Genomic DNA, 12816 nt, shown 5'->3' with positions numbered 1-12816 from the left:
CCGCCGCACCGCTCAGGGGCGAACGGCCAGCTCGCCCAGCTCGGCCCAGTCGTCCTGGCCGACGGTCTGGCTGATGATCTTCGGGGTGGCGACGAGGTATTGCGGGAGGTCCTGCTGGGCCTGCTTGAAGTGGGCCGAGCCCACGTGGGCGGCGCCGGCGTCGCCGTCGCGGAAGGCCTCGACCAGGACGTACTCGGTGGGGTCGTCGAGGCTGCGGGACCAGTCGAACCAGAGGCAGCCGGGCTCGGAGCGGGTGGCCTGGGTGAACGGGGCGGAGATCCGCGGCCAGGCGTCGGCGTGCTCGGGCTTGATGCGGAACTTGGCGGTAATGAAGATCATGGCGGTGTCCACCTTTCGCGCGATCAGGAAGCGGGCTTTCCCCATCGTGGCCCGGCACGCAGGCTGGGGACATGAGCGGCAAGGGCACCGGCGTCCTGCAGTCCGTCGAGCGGGCGATGCGAGTACTTGATCATTTTGCCGCCGCGGGCGGGCCGGTGACGGCGAAGGAGCTGGCGACAGCGCTGGGTCTCACCTTGCCGACGACGTATCACCTGCTGACGACCCTGGTGAACGGCGGCTATCTGGTCCACCTGGGTGAGGAGCGGGCGTACGCGCTGGGGCACCGGGTCGACGATCTCGCGCGCGGCCTGCACCGGCAGATCGCGGTGCCGCCGGAGGTGCGCCGGGTCGCGTCGGTGGTCCATCGGGAGGCGCGGGCGGCGGCCTACTACGCGGCGCTGCGCGACCACGAGATGATCGTGGCGCACGTGGCGGAGTGTCCCCGGCATCCGCGCATCAATCCTCTCGGGGTCGGCTTTCATCAGGTGCCGCACGCGACGGCCTTCGGCAAGCTGATGCTCGCCATGCTGCCGCCGGACGAGCTGGAGGCGATCCTGGTGCACGGCCTCCCGTCGGTGACGGCGGGCACGGTCACGGATCTGACCCTGCTGCGCCGGCAGTTGCGCCAGGTGGCGGGCACCGGCCTGGCGGTCGAGGTGGACGAGTTCCAGGCCGGGCTGAGCTGCATGGCCGCGCCGGTGACGGACGCGGCGGGGCGGTTCGTGGGTGCGGTGGCGATCTCGATGCCGACGGGCAGGCTGCGCTCGGACCGGTGGTCGGTGGAGCGGGCGGTGCGGCTGGGCGCGGTGCGCGCCACGCGAGCGGTGTCGCTGGCAAGCGCGACCCGAAACGGGCGCCTTCACTGATCGGTGTCACCGGTAGGCACCGCTCGTGGCCTTCGGCAGGCCGTCTCGGCGCCCGTTCACGCGCGCCCGTCGACGACGAAGGAGCTCTGCCCGTCCGTGCGGTTCATCACGGCACCAGGATGCCGCGGCCCTGGAGCCGGCCGGCCTCGAGATCGTCCATGGCCTCGTTGACCGAAGCCAGCGGATACTGCTTCGTGTGCAGCGTGACGCGGCCCTGCGCGGCGAGCGTCATCAGTTCGTCCAGATCGGTGTACGAGCCGACCAGGTTGCCGATGATGTTGCGCTCGGTGGAGATCAGGTCGATGGTCGGGATGTCGACCTTGCCGCCGTACCCGATCACGAAGTAGCTGCCGGCGCGGCGGGTCATCGCCAGGCCCACCCGCTCGGCGCCCTGTTCGCCGACGAAGTCGAGCACGACGTGGGCGCTGTCGTCCAGGCCGTCGCCGTTCTCGACGACCTCGTGCGCACCCAGCTCGGACGCCAGGTCGCGGGCGCGCGGGTTCGGGTCGACGACGATCACCCGGGCCGCAGTCATCGCCACCAGGCACTGGATGCCGATGTGGCCGAGGCCGCCCGCCCCGATCACCACGCACGTCGAGCCGGGGTGCAGCAGCGGCACGGCCTTGCGGACGGCGTGGTAGGCGGTCAGGCCCGCGTCGGCGAGCGCGGCCACCGCTGCCGGCTCCAGCCCGTCGGCGAGCTTCACCACGGACCGGGCGCTGGTCAGCAGGTATTCGGCCATCCCGCCGTCGGTGTCGATGCCGGGGAACTTCGAGCTCTCGCAGTGCACGTCGTCGCCGCGCCGGCACGCCCGGCACAGCCCGCACGTCACCAGCGGGTGCAGGATGACCGCGTCGCCGGGCGCCACGTTGGTCACGGCGGCGCCGACCTCGCGCACCCAGCCCGCGTTCTCGTGCCCGATCACGTACGGCAGCTGGACGCCGGACTTCTCCGCCCACTGCCCCTCGACGATGTGCAGGTCGGTGCGGCAGAGTCCCGCCGCGCCCACCTGCACCAGCACGTCGAACGGCCCGGTCACCTTCGGCTCCGGCACGTCGTCGACCGACGGCCTCTTCCCGTACGCGTGTACCCGTACAGCCTTCATCCGGCGTCGCCTCCTCAGCTTGTGAGGGGGACTCTGCGACGCGGAGCGGTCAGTGCGTAAGCTCCGGTTCAGATGCTGACAACGGGGTTTCGTCCGGTTTGCGGCGATCGAGCTTCGACGGCCACCACATGTGCCGCCCGACGTCCAGGTTGAGCGCCGTGACCAGGATCGACCGGACGATCATGGTGTCGAGCAGGACGCCGAACGCCACCGCGAAGCCGATCTCGACGAACGCCACCAGCGGCAGGCTGGCCAGCGCCGCGAACGTGCCGGCGAGCACGATGCCCGCCGAGGTGATCACGCCGCCGGTGGCGGCCAGGCCGATCAGCGCGCCCTTGCGGGTGCCGTGCGTCTGCGCCTCCTCGCGCACCCGGGTCATCAGGAAGATGTTGTAGTCGATGCCGAGCGCGACCAGGAACACGAAGACGAACAGCGGGAACGACGTGTCCTCGGCCGGGTAGTCGAAGATGTGGCGGAACACCAGCGCGCTCACCCCGAGCGCGGCCGCGAACGACAGCACCACCGTGGCGATCAGGATCAACGGCGCCACGATGGCCCGCAGCAGCAGCGCCAGGATCACCAGCACGACGGCCAGCACGAGCGGGATGATCAGCCGGTTGTCGTGGTCGTTGGCGTTGTTGATGTCGAGCAGCGCCGCGGACGTGCCGCCGACCTTGGCGTTCGCGCCCGGCACGGCGTGCACGGCGTCGCGCACCCGCTCGACCGTCTGCTGGGCCGCCTTGGTGTCCGGCGCGTCGGTCTGGGTGCCGTCGATGAGCGCCAGGCCGTCCTTGATCACCGGCTCGGCGACCTCGCTGATGCCCGGCACCGCGGCGAAGGCGCTGCGCACCTGGGCCGCCGCGTCGGCGTCGGCGATCACCGTCACCGGCTGGCCGCCGCCGGCCGGGAAGTGCCGCGCCAGCACCTGCTCGGCCACCACCGAGGGTTTCTCGGAGGTGAACTGCTCGGCCGAGGTGAGCCCGGTCGCGTTGAGCTGGAGCAGGCCGAGCGCCATCGCGCCCAGCGCCAGCGCCGTGGCGATCCACACCGTGCGCGGGCGGCGGGAGATGCGCGTGCCGAGCCGCGCCCAGAAGCCGGTGGCGGTCGGCTCCGCCGTACCGAAGCGGGGTTTGACCGGCCAGAACAGCCAGCGGCCGCAGATCACCAGCAGCGCCGGGAGCAGGCTGAGCATCGCGGCGAGACCCACGACGATGCCGATCGCGGCCACCGGGCCGAGACCGCTGGTCGAGTTGAGCTCGGCGAGCGTCAGGATCGACATGCCGATCGCGACCGTGGCCCCGCTCGCGATGATCGCGGGACCGGCGCGGTGCAGGGCGAACTGCATCGCCTCGTGCCGGTCCTCGTGCCGTCTCAGCTCCTCGCGATATCGGGCGACGAGCAGCAGCGCGTAGTCGGTGCTCGCGCCGAAGACCAGGACGGTGAGGATGCCGGAGCTCTGCGCGTTGACCACCAGGTCGGCGTACTTGGCGAGCAGGTAGATGACGGCCTGCGAGACCATCAGGGCCACGCCGGCGCTGACGATCGGCAGCAGCCAGAGCACCGGGCTGCGGTAGGTGACCAGCAGGATGATCGCCACCACGATCAGCGTGGTGTAGAGCAGCGTGCCGTCGATGCCCGCGAAGGCGTCGGCCGAGTCGGCGGCGTTGGCCACCGGGCCGGCGAGGTAGACCGTCGCGCCGCCCTCGGCGACCTGCCTGATCTGCTCGGCGATGTCGGGCAGCGCCTCCCAGCCGTCCTCATCGATCTTGACGGGGACGATGAGCTCGATGGCCTGCTTGTCCTCGGACGGGATCGGGCCGACGATCTCGCCGGTCACGCCCGGGACGCTCTTCATCTCGGCGGCGTCGGCCTGCGCCTTGGCCAGGTCGGCCGGGGTCACCCCGCCGGGACGCTCGTAGATGACGATGGCCGGCGCGATGTCGTCCGGCTGGAACGTGCGGCTCAGCTCGATGACCTGAGTCGACTCGGCCCCGCCGGGCAGCCACGCCGAGTTGTCGTTCTTTTCCACGCTGCTCAGCTGGCCCGCGAGCGGCGCGGTCAGGACCAGAATCACGATCCACAGGCCGAGGACGATCCACTTGGAACGGCGGCCGCAGATAAATCTCCCCATGATGAATTCCCCCCGGCGGGCAGCGTAAGCCCACCGCCGTCAAGGTCTGAAGCCCCCGAACGGCTACCTCAGGGTTATCTCAGGGGAGATCCACAGCAGACGTTGATGGTGAATAATCCGTCGGGTGACGAACTGGGAATACGCGCGCCTCGAATACCGCGCCGCGGGCACGCTCGGCGCCGACCGCTTCATGGACTGGACAGCGACCTTCCACCACCCGGGCGGCGTGCTGCGCTGGGGCACCGACGAGCGCTACGACGACCTGCGGCACCTCAACCGGGCCGGGGCGGCGGGGTGGCAGGCGTACGACCGGGCCGCGATGCACGTGCACAACGAGCCGCACAGGTTGAGCAGCGTCACGTACTCGATGCGCCGCCCCGTGCCGTAGATTCCGGGGGTGGGCAAGGACACCGGGCACAAGCTGATCGCCTCCAACAAGAAGGCCCGGCACGACTACGCGATCCTCAAGACCTACGAGGCGGGCATCGTGCTGGCCGGCACCGAGGTCAAGTCGCTGCGCGAGGGCCGCGCCTCGCTGGTCGACGCGTTCGCGGGCGAGCACGAGGGCGAGATCATGCTGTACGGGCTGCACATCGCGGAGTACGGCTACGGCAGCTGGACCAATCACGCCCCGCGCCGCACCCGCAAGCTCCTGCTGCACAAGGGCGAGATCGCCAAGATCCTGTCCCAGCTGCGCGACGGCAACGGGCTCACCCTGGTGCCGCTCTCGATGTACTTCAGCGAGGGCTGGGCCAAGGTCGAGCTCGCGATGGCGCGCGGCCTCAAGTCGTACGACAAGCGGCAGGTCCTCGCCAAGCGCGACGCCGAGAAGGAGATCGCCCGCGAGATGGGCCGCCGCCTGAAGGGCAACACCCGCCGGTAGGATGATCATGGTGGAATTCGGACTGGACACCTTCGGCGACGTCACCGCCGACAGCCACGGCAAGCGCCTCCCGTACGCGGAGGTGATCCGCAACGTCGTCGAGCAGGCCGTGCTCGCCGAGAAGGTCGGCGTCGACGCCTTCGGCCTGGGCGAGCACCACCGCGACGACTTCGCCGTCTCCGCCCCCGAGATCGTCCTCGCGGCCATCGCCGCGCGCACCTCGACGATCAAGCTGGGCACGGCCGTCACGGTCCTGAGCTCGGACGACCCGGTACGCGTCTTCGAGCGCTTCGCCACCCTGGACGCCGTCTCGCACGGCCGCGCCGAGATCATCCTGGGCCGCGGCTCGTTCACCGAGTCGTTCCCGCTGTTCGGCTTCGACCTGCACGACTACGAGAAGCTCTTCGAGGAGAAGGCCGATCTGATGGCCGAGCTCCTCAAGGAGGGCCCGGTCACCTGGTCCGGCACGGTCCGCCCGCCGCTGACCGACCAGCAGGTCTATCCCAAGACCGCGTCGGGCCGCATCCCCACGTGGATCGGCGTCGGCGGCAGCCCCGAGTCGGTGGTCCGCGCGGCCCGCCTCGGCTTCCCCCTCACCCTGGCCATCATCGGCGGCGAGCCGATCCGCTTCGCCCCGTACGTCGAGCTCTACCACCACGCGCTCAAGGAGTTCGGCCGGCCGGACCAGCCGGTCGCCGTGCACTGCCCCGGCTTCGTCGCCAAGACCGACGAGGAGGCCGTCGAGATCCTCTGGCCGCACGCCCGCACCATGCTCAACCGCATCGGCCGCGAGCGCGGCTGGCCGCCCATGGCCCGCGACCGCTTCGAGCACGACGTCAAGGACGGCGCCTGGCACGCCGGCAGCCCCGAGACCGTCGCCCAGAAGATCGCCCGCACGGTCAAGGAGCTGGGCATCCAGCGCTTCGACCTCAAATACTCGGCCGGCACCCTGCCGCACGAGCAGATGATGCGGTGCATCGAGCTCTACGGCACCCAGGTCATCCCCCGGGTCAAGGAGCTGCTGGCCTGAGCCCCGCTCCGGGCGGGTGACGCCCGGCGCGTCGCCTTCCCGTTCGCGCCCTGCGCCCGGAATGTCCGCTCTACGATCTCGCCGACATGCCGACGCGGCACGGTGAGAGGGCGAGGACATGACTGATGGGGCGCTGACCGTGGAGTCGGACTGGCTTCCGCCGGGGGAGCTGGGCCGGCTGCTCCGGCGTGAGGCCGCCGCCTTCGGGGAGCTGACGGTGGAGAACGCGGGCGGCCCGGCGCACCGCGGGATCGATCCGGGGCTCGCCGTGGCGGTCGTCAGCGGCGTGTTCTCCCTGGCGGTGCCGTTCGCCGCCAAGCTGGCCGAGCGCGTGTTCGCCGAGGAGAAGCGCGCCACCGTCACGGTCGCCGTGCCGGCGGGGACCGAGGTGGTGCTGCGCGCCCCGATGAGCGCGGCCGAGTGCGAGAGCGCGCTGAACGGGGTGGCCGGCGCCGACGGCGTGCGGGTGCGGATCAGCCTCGACGAGGCGGGACGGTAGCCGCCGGTGACCCGACCCGGTGCCATGCGGTCCGCGTTCGAGGCGAACGAGAACGGCATGCGACTGTGGGCTGCCGGCCGCCCGCACGACGCCGAGCGGCACCTGCGGGATGCGCTCGCGATCCTCGACGGGGCATCGGGCGTCTGGCACCGCGAGCGGTCCGCGGTCCTCAACAACCTCTCGCTGGTGGCGATGGACCGGGGAGACCCGGCGCTGGCGAAGCAGTGGCTGCTGCGGTCGCTGGAGGCGGAGCGGTCCCGTCGCCGGCCGGGCCGCCGAGCGCTCGCGATCACCTACGACAACCTGGGCTTCGCCGAACTGGATCTGGCGCGCCGAGCCGGGCCTTACGACCTGGGTGGCGGCTATGTGAACACGGTGGCCTCGGCACACCTCCGCGACGCGGAGCAGCACTTCACCGAGGCGGGCAAGCGGTTCAGGCTTCTGCCGTTCGCCCGGGACGACCGCCTCACCTGGCTCGTGAACCGCGCTGAGTGCGCCGAGCTGCGCGGCGACGCCGAGCTCTTCGACCAGCTCACCCGCCGCGCCCATCGGGTCGCCCGGCGCCGGGGGGTGAGTCCGCTGGGCCGGCTGGCCGCCGCGACGCAACGCGGCCGCTTCCTGCTGGAGTACCGGGACAGGCCGGACGCCGCCATCGCCCTCATGCGGCCTCTCCTGGACGTGGCGGAGGAGGTCGAGCAGGTACCCATCTTCCTGACAGTCCTGCTGCGCGCGGCCGCGAGTGTGGGCGACGCTGATCTTGTGGCGACGCTGATCCGCCGCATCGAGCGCTTCGACTCGGCGGTCCTGCCGCGACGTCTGGCGCGTGCCAGCGAAGAGGAGGCGCGACACCTGTTCCTGGGCTTCGCGCAGCGGCTCGAGTGGATCCTCGGCTGCCACGCCGTGACCACGACGTGCGGCATCCTTCCCGTCGAGCTGATGAACCTGCTGCTCAACCGCAAGGGTGTCCTGGCCGAACGGCAGGGCGCCGCCTGGCTCGCCGCTCAGCAAGCGGGGGAGACAGCCGCGCAGGTGCGCCGCCTGCGGGCGGATCTGGCTCGCGCCGACCTCGACGGCGCCGATCGGGCATCGATCGAGCAGGCGCGCCTGGCGCGGGCGGAGATCGCCCGGCGTGCCGGCGAGGCGGAGGTGCGACTGCACTTCGCCCTCGGCCACCCGTGGGTCCCGCACGTCACCGTGGACGCCGTCCGGGCGGCGCTCGGCGACCAGAGCACCTTGGTCGAGCTGACCACGCTGCGCCGTCCGGGCCGGCCGGCGCACTACGCGATGATCCTGCTACCCGCCGAGGGCGAGATCCGATACCGCGACCTCGGCCCGGTGACGGAGGTGAACGAGCGCATCGTCGAGCTCGTCCGGCTGAGCGGAACGCCACCGAAGGGGGACGAGGACCGCTCGGCGCGCCTGCGGGACGTCGCGGTGGCGTTGCGGATCTTCGACGAGGACGACGAGCTGAGCCCTTGTCTGATGATCGCGCCGACCGGGCGGTGGGGCTCGGTGCCGTTCGGGCTGCTGCCCGGCCCCGACGGCGAGCCACTCATCGAGCGGCACATCGTCGGGCTCGTGCCCAGCGGCCGCTTCGTCGCCCGGCGTCACGGTGCCGTCCGGCCCGCGAGCGGGCCGCCGCTGGTGCTGGGCGATCCCGATTTCGACCTCGGCGAGGACAGCCTGCCCGACTTCCTGTTCCCCACCTACTCCGAGCCGCTGCCGAACACCGGCCGGGAGGCGGCCGCGGTCGCTGCGATGATCGGCGCGGATCCGGTGACGGGTCCGGACGCGACCCGGCACCGCCTGCTCTCCGCGCGATCGCCGCGCATCCTGCACCTGGCGACGCACGGCATGTTCCTGACCGCGATCGGCAGTCACCAGGAACGGGCCGAGCCGCGGCTGTCCGTCATGCGGTCCGTCGGTGGCGTCGTGATCAGCGAACCGGTGCTCGGCGATCCCCGCATGCCGGACGACCGCAGGGCGCTGTATCAACGGCGGAGCGAATGGCTGTTGAAGATCGGGCCGACCGGGCCGTCGTCGCGGTCGGTGCTCTGCCTGGCCGGCTACAACGTGTGGCAGAGCGGCGGCGAGACCCCCGCCGAGATGGGCTCGGGGATGGTCTCGGCGACCGAGTTCGCGCTGCTGGATCTCGCCGGCACGGAGCTTGTCGTGCTGTCCGCCTGCGAGACCGGAGTCGGTGCGGTCGATCACGCCGACGGGAGCCTGCTCGGCCTGCGCACCGCCGCGCTCGCGGCCGGCGCCGCCTGCTGCGTCAGCAGCCTGTGGAAGGTGCCGGACGCCGCGACCGCCGACCTGATGACGGCCTTCTACGGCTGGCTCGCCGAGGGGCGCAACGCGGCGGCGGCGCTGCGCCGGGCGCAGCTCGCCATCCGCGAAACCCACCCCGACCCGTACTACTGGGCGGGCTGGGTGGCCGAGGGGCTGTCCCGAACGGGGTGAGCCGCCGCCGCGGAGATGCCGGCCGAGCAGCGCCGCCGGGTCACGGCGGCGCTGCACGACCTGGCCCGGCTGCATCGCCGGTATCTGCGCGTCACTTACTGATAGCGGTACGCCCGGATGATCGTCTGCTTGGTGGTGTTGCCGGCGGTGTCGGCCGCCGAGGCACGCAGCGAGACGAAGCCGGCACCGCGCGGGTTCTGGATCAGGGCGACCGCCTTCTCGCCCGTGCGGACGGTGGGCACGCGCCGCCAGGTCCTGCCGTCGTCGAAGGACGCCTCGACGCTCAGCGAGCGGGTCGCCGCCGGCGCCGCGCCGACCTGGCGGTCGAGCGAGACGGGCAGGGCCATCGGCCGCCCGGCCCGGGCGGCGTTGTGCAGGTCGAGGCCGGGGGAGTAGCGGATCGCGGTCATCGGCAGGTGCGCCACCTGACCGTCGGGGACGTGCCCGGAGCGGAACGTCCACTCGGCGTCCACCAGCGTGGACCGGGTGAACTCCGGATCGCTGCGGAAGACCGCGTGCACCCGGTAGGAGCCGGCCGCGGCGGGCACCTGGGTGGCCTGCGGGGTCCACGCCGACTGGGCGATCTGCGTGCCGTCGCGGTAGATGCGCACGTCGACGCTGCCGTTGCGCGGGAACCGGAAGCCCTCGTGGCCGCTGCCGTCGCCGTGCAGCGGGCCGGGGCCGCCGAGGGTGTCACCCCAGTAGCGGGCCGCGAACTGCTGGGCGAAGTCGGGCTCCGGGAAGACCGGGCCGACGACGCCGTTCGCCCACTTCACGTCGTACGAGCGGCCGGGCTGCCACGACGTCCACGCGGACTCGTAGTTGGTGTATCCCAGCTGGGCGCTCGACGTCAGCCACTCGGCCTGCTGGTCGCGGTTGAAGTACTCGACGACGGTGCGCGGCCCGTCGTAGCTGAAGCTCAACGGCGACTGACGGCCGTCCGGGCTCTTGAACACGGCCGAGTTGCCGGGCGCCCGGGCCACGGCGAGGCGCGTCACGCGTACCCCCGCGACGTCGATGCCGACCTGGGACCGGACGGTGGCGAAGTCGCCCGCGCGCAGGGCGCTGGTCTTGCCGGCCATCATGCGGCCGCGCTCGTAGAGGTAGACGCGGTAGACGGCCGGGCTGTTGACCGGGGAGCCGTCGGTGAGCCTGGTCCACGAGCCGGTCACGTACGACAGGAAGCCGCTCTTGGCCGCCGACCCCTGTGCGGGTCCGGTCCGCAGGCGGGCGAAGTTGAGGTTCATCAGCACGCCGAACGGGTCGTTGCTGCCCCAGATCTCCGGCGCGGCCGTGCGGATCGTCCAGCCGGCCTCGTTGTAGGTGGGCACGGCCTTCTTGTCGGCCACGGTGACGGCGACCGGCTTCGCGGCGCGGGCGTCCATGGTGATCGTGCGGTCGCCGGTGAGCACCAGCGCCGGATCGGCCAGCGAGGTGATCTCCGGGTCCTCCTCGGAGCCGGTGAGCAGGTAGGACTGCACGACGTAGTGCCCGTCGCGCAGCCGTACCCGGGCGCTGTCGCCGGTGTGCGCGGTCGCGGTCGCCGTCGAGCGGTCGAGGTCGGTGAGCGTGGTGATCCACCGCTGGTCGTCGCCGGTCGCGCCGGGCGTACGGATGGTCAGGGTGTGCCGGGCGATGTCCACGGCGATCGGCGTCTCCACCCGTACCCCCGCGGAAGTCGCCGTCAGCATGCCACCGAGCTGTTCGCCGGGCAGGTCCGCGCTCGGCGGGGCGGTCACCGTGACCGTGGCGGTGCCGTTCGCCGGCACGGTCACAGCCGGCGCGCTCAAGGTGAACAGCGGCGCCACGGTGAGGTTCAGCGTCACCGGCGTGGCGCCGTCGTTCGCGTACGTGACGACGCGCGACTGGGCCGCCGTGGTGCGCTCGAAGCCGACACCGACCGGGTCGGCCGTGACCCGCTGGCCGATGGCACGTGCCACGTCGACCAGGCCCGAGCCCTGCTCGTACGGCTTCAGCTCGGCCGACGGCGAGGCGGCCGCGGTGAGCGTTGCCTTGAGCCGCGCCGCGCGCCACTGCGGGTGCTGCTGCGCGAGCAGGGCGGCGGCACCGGCCACGTGCGGCGTCGCCATCGAGGTGCCGTTCAGCGAGGCGTACGACTCGAAGCCGTCCACCGGAAACAGGTCGCTGGCGGACGACCGCGCGGCCACGATGCCCACGCCCGGCGCGGTGATGTCCGGCTTGACCATGGCGTCGGCCGTGCGCGGGCCCCGCCCGGAGAACTCGGCGTGCGTCTTCGCCTTGGTCACCGCGCCGACGGTGAGCGCGTCCTCGGCGCTGCCCGGCGAGTCGATCGTGAGCTCGCCGCCCTCGCCGCTGTTGCCGGCCGCGATCACGAACAGGGTGCCGTACGCCGCGGTCAGCTCGTGCACGGCCGCCTCGAGCGGGTCGATCTCCGGGGTGTCCGTGCCGCCCAGGCTCATGTTCGCGACAGCGGCGCCCTGCTCGGCGGCCCACGCCATGCCGGCCAGGATCGCCGACTCGGGGCAGCCCTCGGCGACGCAGACCTTGGCGCTGAGCAGCTTCGCCCCCGGCGCCACCCCCGTGAACCGGCCGCCCGAGGCGGCGCCGGTGCCCACGATGGTGGAGGCGACGTGGGTGCCGTGGCCGACCGGGTCGCCGAGGCCGGTGCCGGTGAAGTCGACGGCCTCGGCGACCTGCCCGGCGAGGTCCGGATGCGCGAGGTCGACGCCGCTGTCGATGACGGCCACCTTGACCCCGGCGCCGGTGAGCCCGGCGTCCCAGGCGGCGGGCGCGCCGATCAGCGGGACGCTGACGTCCAGCGTGGGCCGGCGCAGGCCGTCCAGCCACACCTTGGTGACGCCGGAGCGCAGCGTGCCGCCGTCGGTCAGGCTCCGCCACAGCTCGGCGGGGGCGTCGCGGTTCTGCTCGTACGCGGTGAGGCCGACCTCGGGCAGCGCCTTGGTGACGCGGGCCCCGGCCGGCCGGGCGGCGCCCTCGATGAGCAGGGGCAGGCCGCGCCGGGTGTCGTCGTAGCCGAACCGCAGCAGCGTGGCCACGTCGAAGAGCCGCTCGTCGAGCCGCCCGCTCGCGAGCAGCCCCGCCGCGTCGGCGGGGATCACGCGGACGCTGCCGCCCGCGGCGGCGGTGACGAACGGGACCTTCTCGCGGCCGGGCGCCGGGTCGACGTCCACAGTGGTCTGCCCGGCGACGGAGCGGACCCGGACGGTGTCGCCGGTGATGAGGGTGACCGCCGTGGATGTGGCGGCGAAGGCGGGGCCGGCCACCGCGGTGACGGCGGCCGGCCCGGGGGTCTGCGCGGCGGCGAGGCCCTCGCCGGGCAGCGCGGACCAGGCCGCGACACCCGCGAGGGCCAGCACCGACGTGATGCGGACCAAGCGCATGGTTCTCCTTTGTCGACAGCACCGATCGGTGCTTTGGCGGGCAACCTACGGCAGCGACAGGAGTTGATCTATGTAACAAGATTCACAAGCTTCACACTGAACTTCACGCGGGGGAGG

10 protein-coding genes are annotated in these 12816 nt (G+C 72.3%); 6 read left to right on the top strand and 4 right to left on the bottom strand.

Translation table 11 applies throughout. The features are described 5' to 3' along the window. Positions 1–12: 12 nt before the first annotated feature. Complete coding sequence (locus Ade02nite_RS09345) at positions 13–339, bottom strand: putative quinol monooxygenase (protein WP_203761158.1); 327 nt, start codon at positions 337–339, stop codon at positions 13–15. A 71-nt stretch (positions 340–410) separates the two neighbouring features. Here Ade02nite_RS09345 and Ade02nite_RS09340 point away from each other — a divergent pair, with 71 nt between their 5' ends. After that, complete coding sequence (locus Ade02nite_RS09340) at positions 411–1205, top strand: IclR family transcriptional regulator (RefSeq protein ID WP_203761157.1); 795 nt, start codon at positions 411–413, stop codon at positions 1203–1205. Between the two features lie 106 nt (positions 1206–1311). Here Ade02nite_RS09340 and Ade02nite_RS09335 read toward each other — a convergent pair whose 3' ends face one another. Both Ade02nite_RS09335 and Ade02nite_RS09330 read right to left on the bottom strand, forming a co-directional pair. Further along, the gene (locus tag Ade02nite_RS09335; protein ID WP_203761156.1) at positions 1312–2310 is read right to left on the bottom strand and encodes an NAD(P)-dependent alcohol dehydrogenase; all 999 of its coding nucleotides are present in this window, start codon (positions 2308–2310) and stop codon (positions 1312–1314) included. Positions 2311–2359: 49 nt separating this feature from the next. Next, complete coding sequence (locus Ade02nite_RS09330; protein WP_203761155.1) at positions 2360–4441, bottom strand: MMPL family transporter; 2082 nt, start codon at positions 4439–4441, stop codon at positions 2360–2362. Between the two features lie 124 nt (positions 4442–4565). On the opposite strand from Ade02nite_RS09330, the gene Ade02nite_RS09325 reads away from it, so the two are divergent. The 5 genes from Ade02nite_RS09325 (at position 4566) to Ade02nite_RS09305 (ending at position 9316) form a co-directional block, all read left to right on the top strand. Next, positions 4566–4829, top strand: a complete 264-nt coding sequence (locus Ade02nite_RS09325; RefSeq protein ID WP_203761154.1) for a hypothetical protein — start codon at positions 4566–4568, stop codon at positions 4827–4829. A 9-nt stretch (positions 4830–4838) separates the two neighbouring features. Continuing rightward, positions 4839–5324 (top strand): SsrA-binding protein SmpB, encoded by a 486-nt coding sequence (gene smpB / locus Ade02nite_RS09320; RefSeq protein WP_203761153.1) that lies wholly within the window; start codon positions 4839–4841, stop codon positions 5322–5324. 1 nt (position 5325) lies between these two features. After that, positions 5326–6354 carry an LLM class flavin-dependent oxidoreductase gene (locus tag Ade02nite_RS09315; protein ID WP_203761152.1) on the top strand — a complete coding sequence of 343 codons (1029 nt, stop codon included), beginning with the start codon at positions 5326–5328 and terminating at the stop codon, positions 6352–6354. Between the two features lie 118 nt (positions 6355–6472). After that, positions 6473–6853 carry a hypothetical protein gene (locus Ade02nite_RS09310; RefSeq protein WP_203761151.1) on the top strand — a complete coding sequence of 127 codons (381 nt, stop codon included), beginning with the start codon at positions 6473–6475 and terminating at the stop codon, positions 6851–6853. A gap of 57 nt (positions 6854–6910) precedes the next feature. Then, positions 6911–9316: a CHAT domain-containing protein gene (locus Ade02nite_RS09305; protein ID WP_203761150.1), complete on the top strand. Its 2406-nt coding sequence runs from the start codon at positions 6911–6913 to the stop codon at positions 9314–9316. 95 nt (positions 9317–9411) lie between these two features. Here the strand turns inward: Ade02nite_RS09305 and Ade02nite_RS09300 are convergent, their stop codons facing one another. Then, complete coding sequence (locus Ade02nite_RS09300) at positions 9412–12699, bottom strand: S8 family serine peptidase (RefSeq protein WP_203761149.1); 3288 nt, start codon at positions 12697–12699, stop codon at positions 9412–9414. Positions 12700–12816: the final 117 nt, after the last annotated feature.

It is taken from the genome of Paractinoplanes deccanensis (assembly GCF_016862115.1).
Taxonomy (GTDB): domain Bacteria; phylum Actinomycetota; class Actinomycetes; order Mycobacteriales; family Micromonosporaceae; genus Actinoplanes; species Actinoplanes deccanensis.
Note: the sequence above shows the minus strand (reverse complement) of the source record. Positions and strands in the feature narration are given on the sequence as shown.

Excerpts from the sequence above, each read along its gene's own strand:
- Ade02nite_RS09345 (WP_203761158.1), bottom strand. The coding sequence starts at position 339 with ATGATCTTCATTACCGCCAAGTTCCGCATCAAGCCCGAGCACGCCGAC.
- Ade02nite_RS09340 (WP_203761157.1), top strand. The coding sequence starts at position 411 with ATGAGCGGCAAGGGCACCGGCGTCCTGCAGTCCGTCGAGCGGGCGATG.
- Ade02nite_RS09335 (WP_203761156.1), bottom strand. The coding sequence starts at position 2,310 with ATGAAGGCTGTACGGGTACACGCGTACGGGAAGAGGCCGTCGGTCGAC.
- Ade02nite_RS09330 (WP_203761155.1), bottom strand. The coding sequence starts at position 4,441 with ATGGGGAGATTTATCTGCGGCCGCCGTTCCAAGTGGATCGTCCTCGGC.
- Ade02nite_RS09315 (WP_203761152.1), top strand. The coding sequence starts at position 5,326 with ATGATCATGGTGGAATTCGGACTGGACACCTTCGGCGACGTCACCGCC.
- Ade02nite_RS09310 (WP_203761151.1), top strand. The coding sequence starts at position 6,473 with ATGACTGATGGGGCGCTGACCGTGGAGTCGGACTGGCTTCCGCCGGGG.
- Ade02nite_RS09305 (WP_203761150.1), top strand. The coding sequence starts at position 6,911 with ATGCGACTGTGGGCTGCCGGCCGCCCGCACGACGCCGAGCGGCACCTG.
- Ade02nite_RS09300 (WP_203761149.1), bottom strand. The coding sequence starts at position 12,699 with ATGCGCTTGGTCCGCATCACGTCGGTGCTGGCCCTCGCGGGTGTCGCG.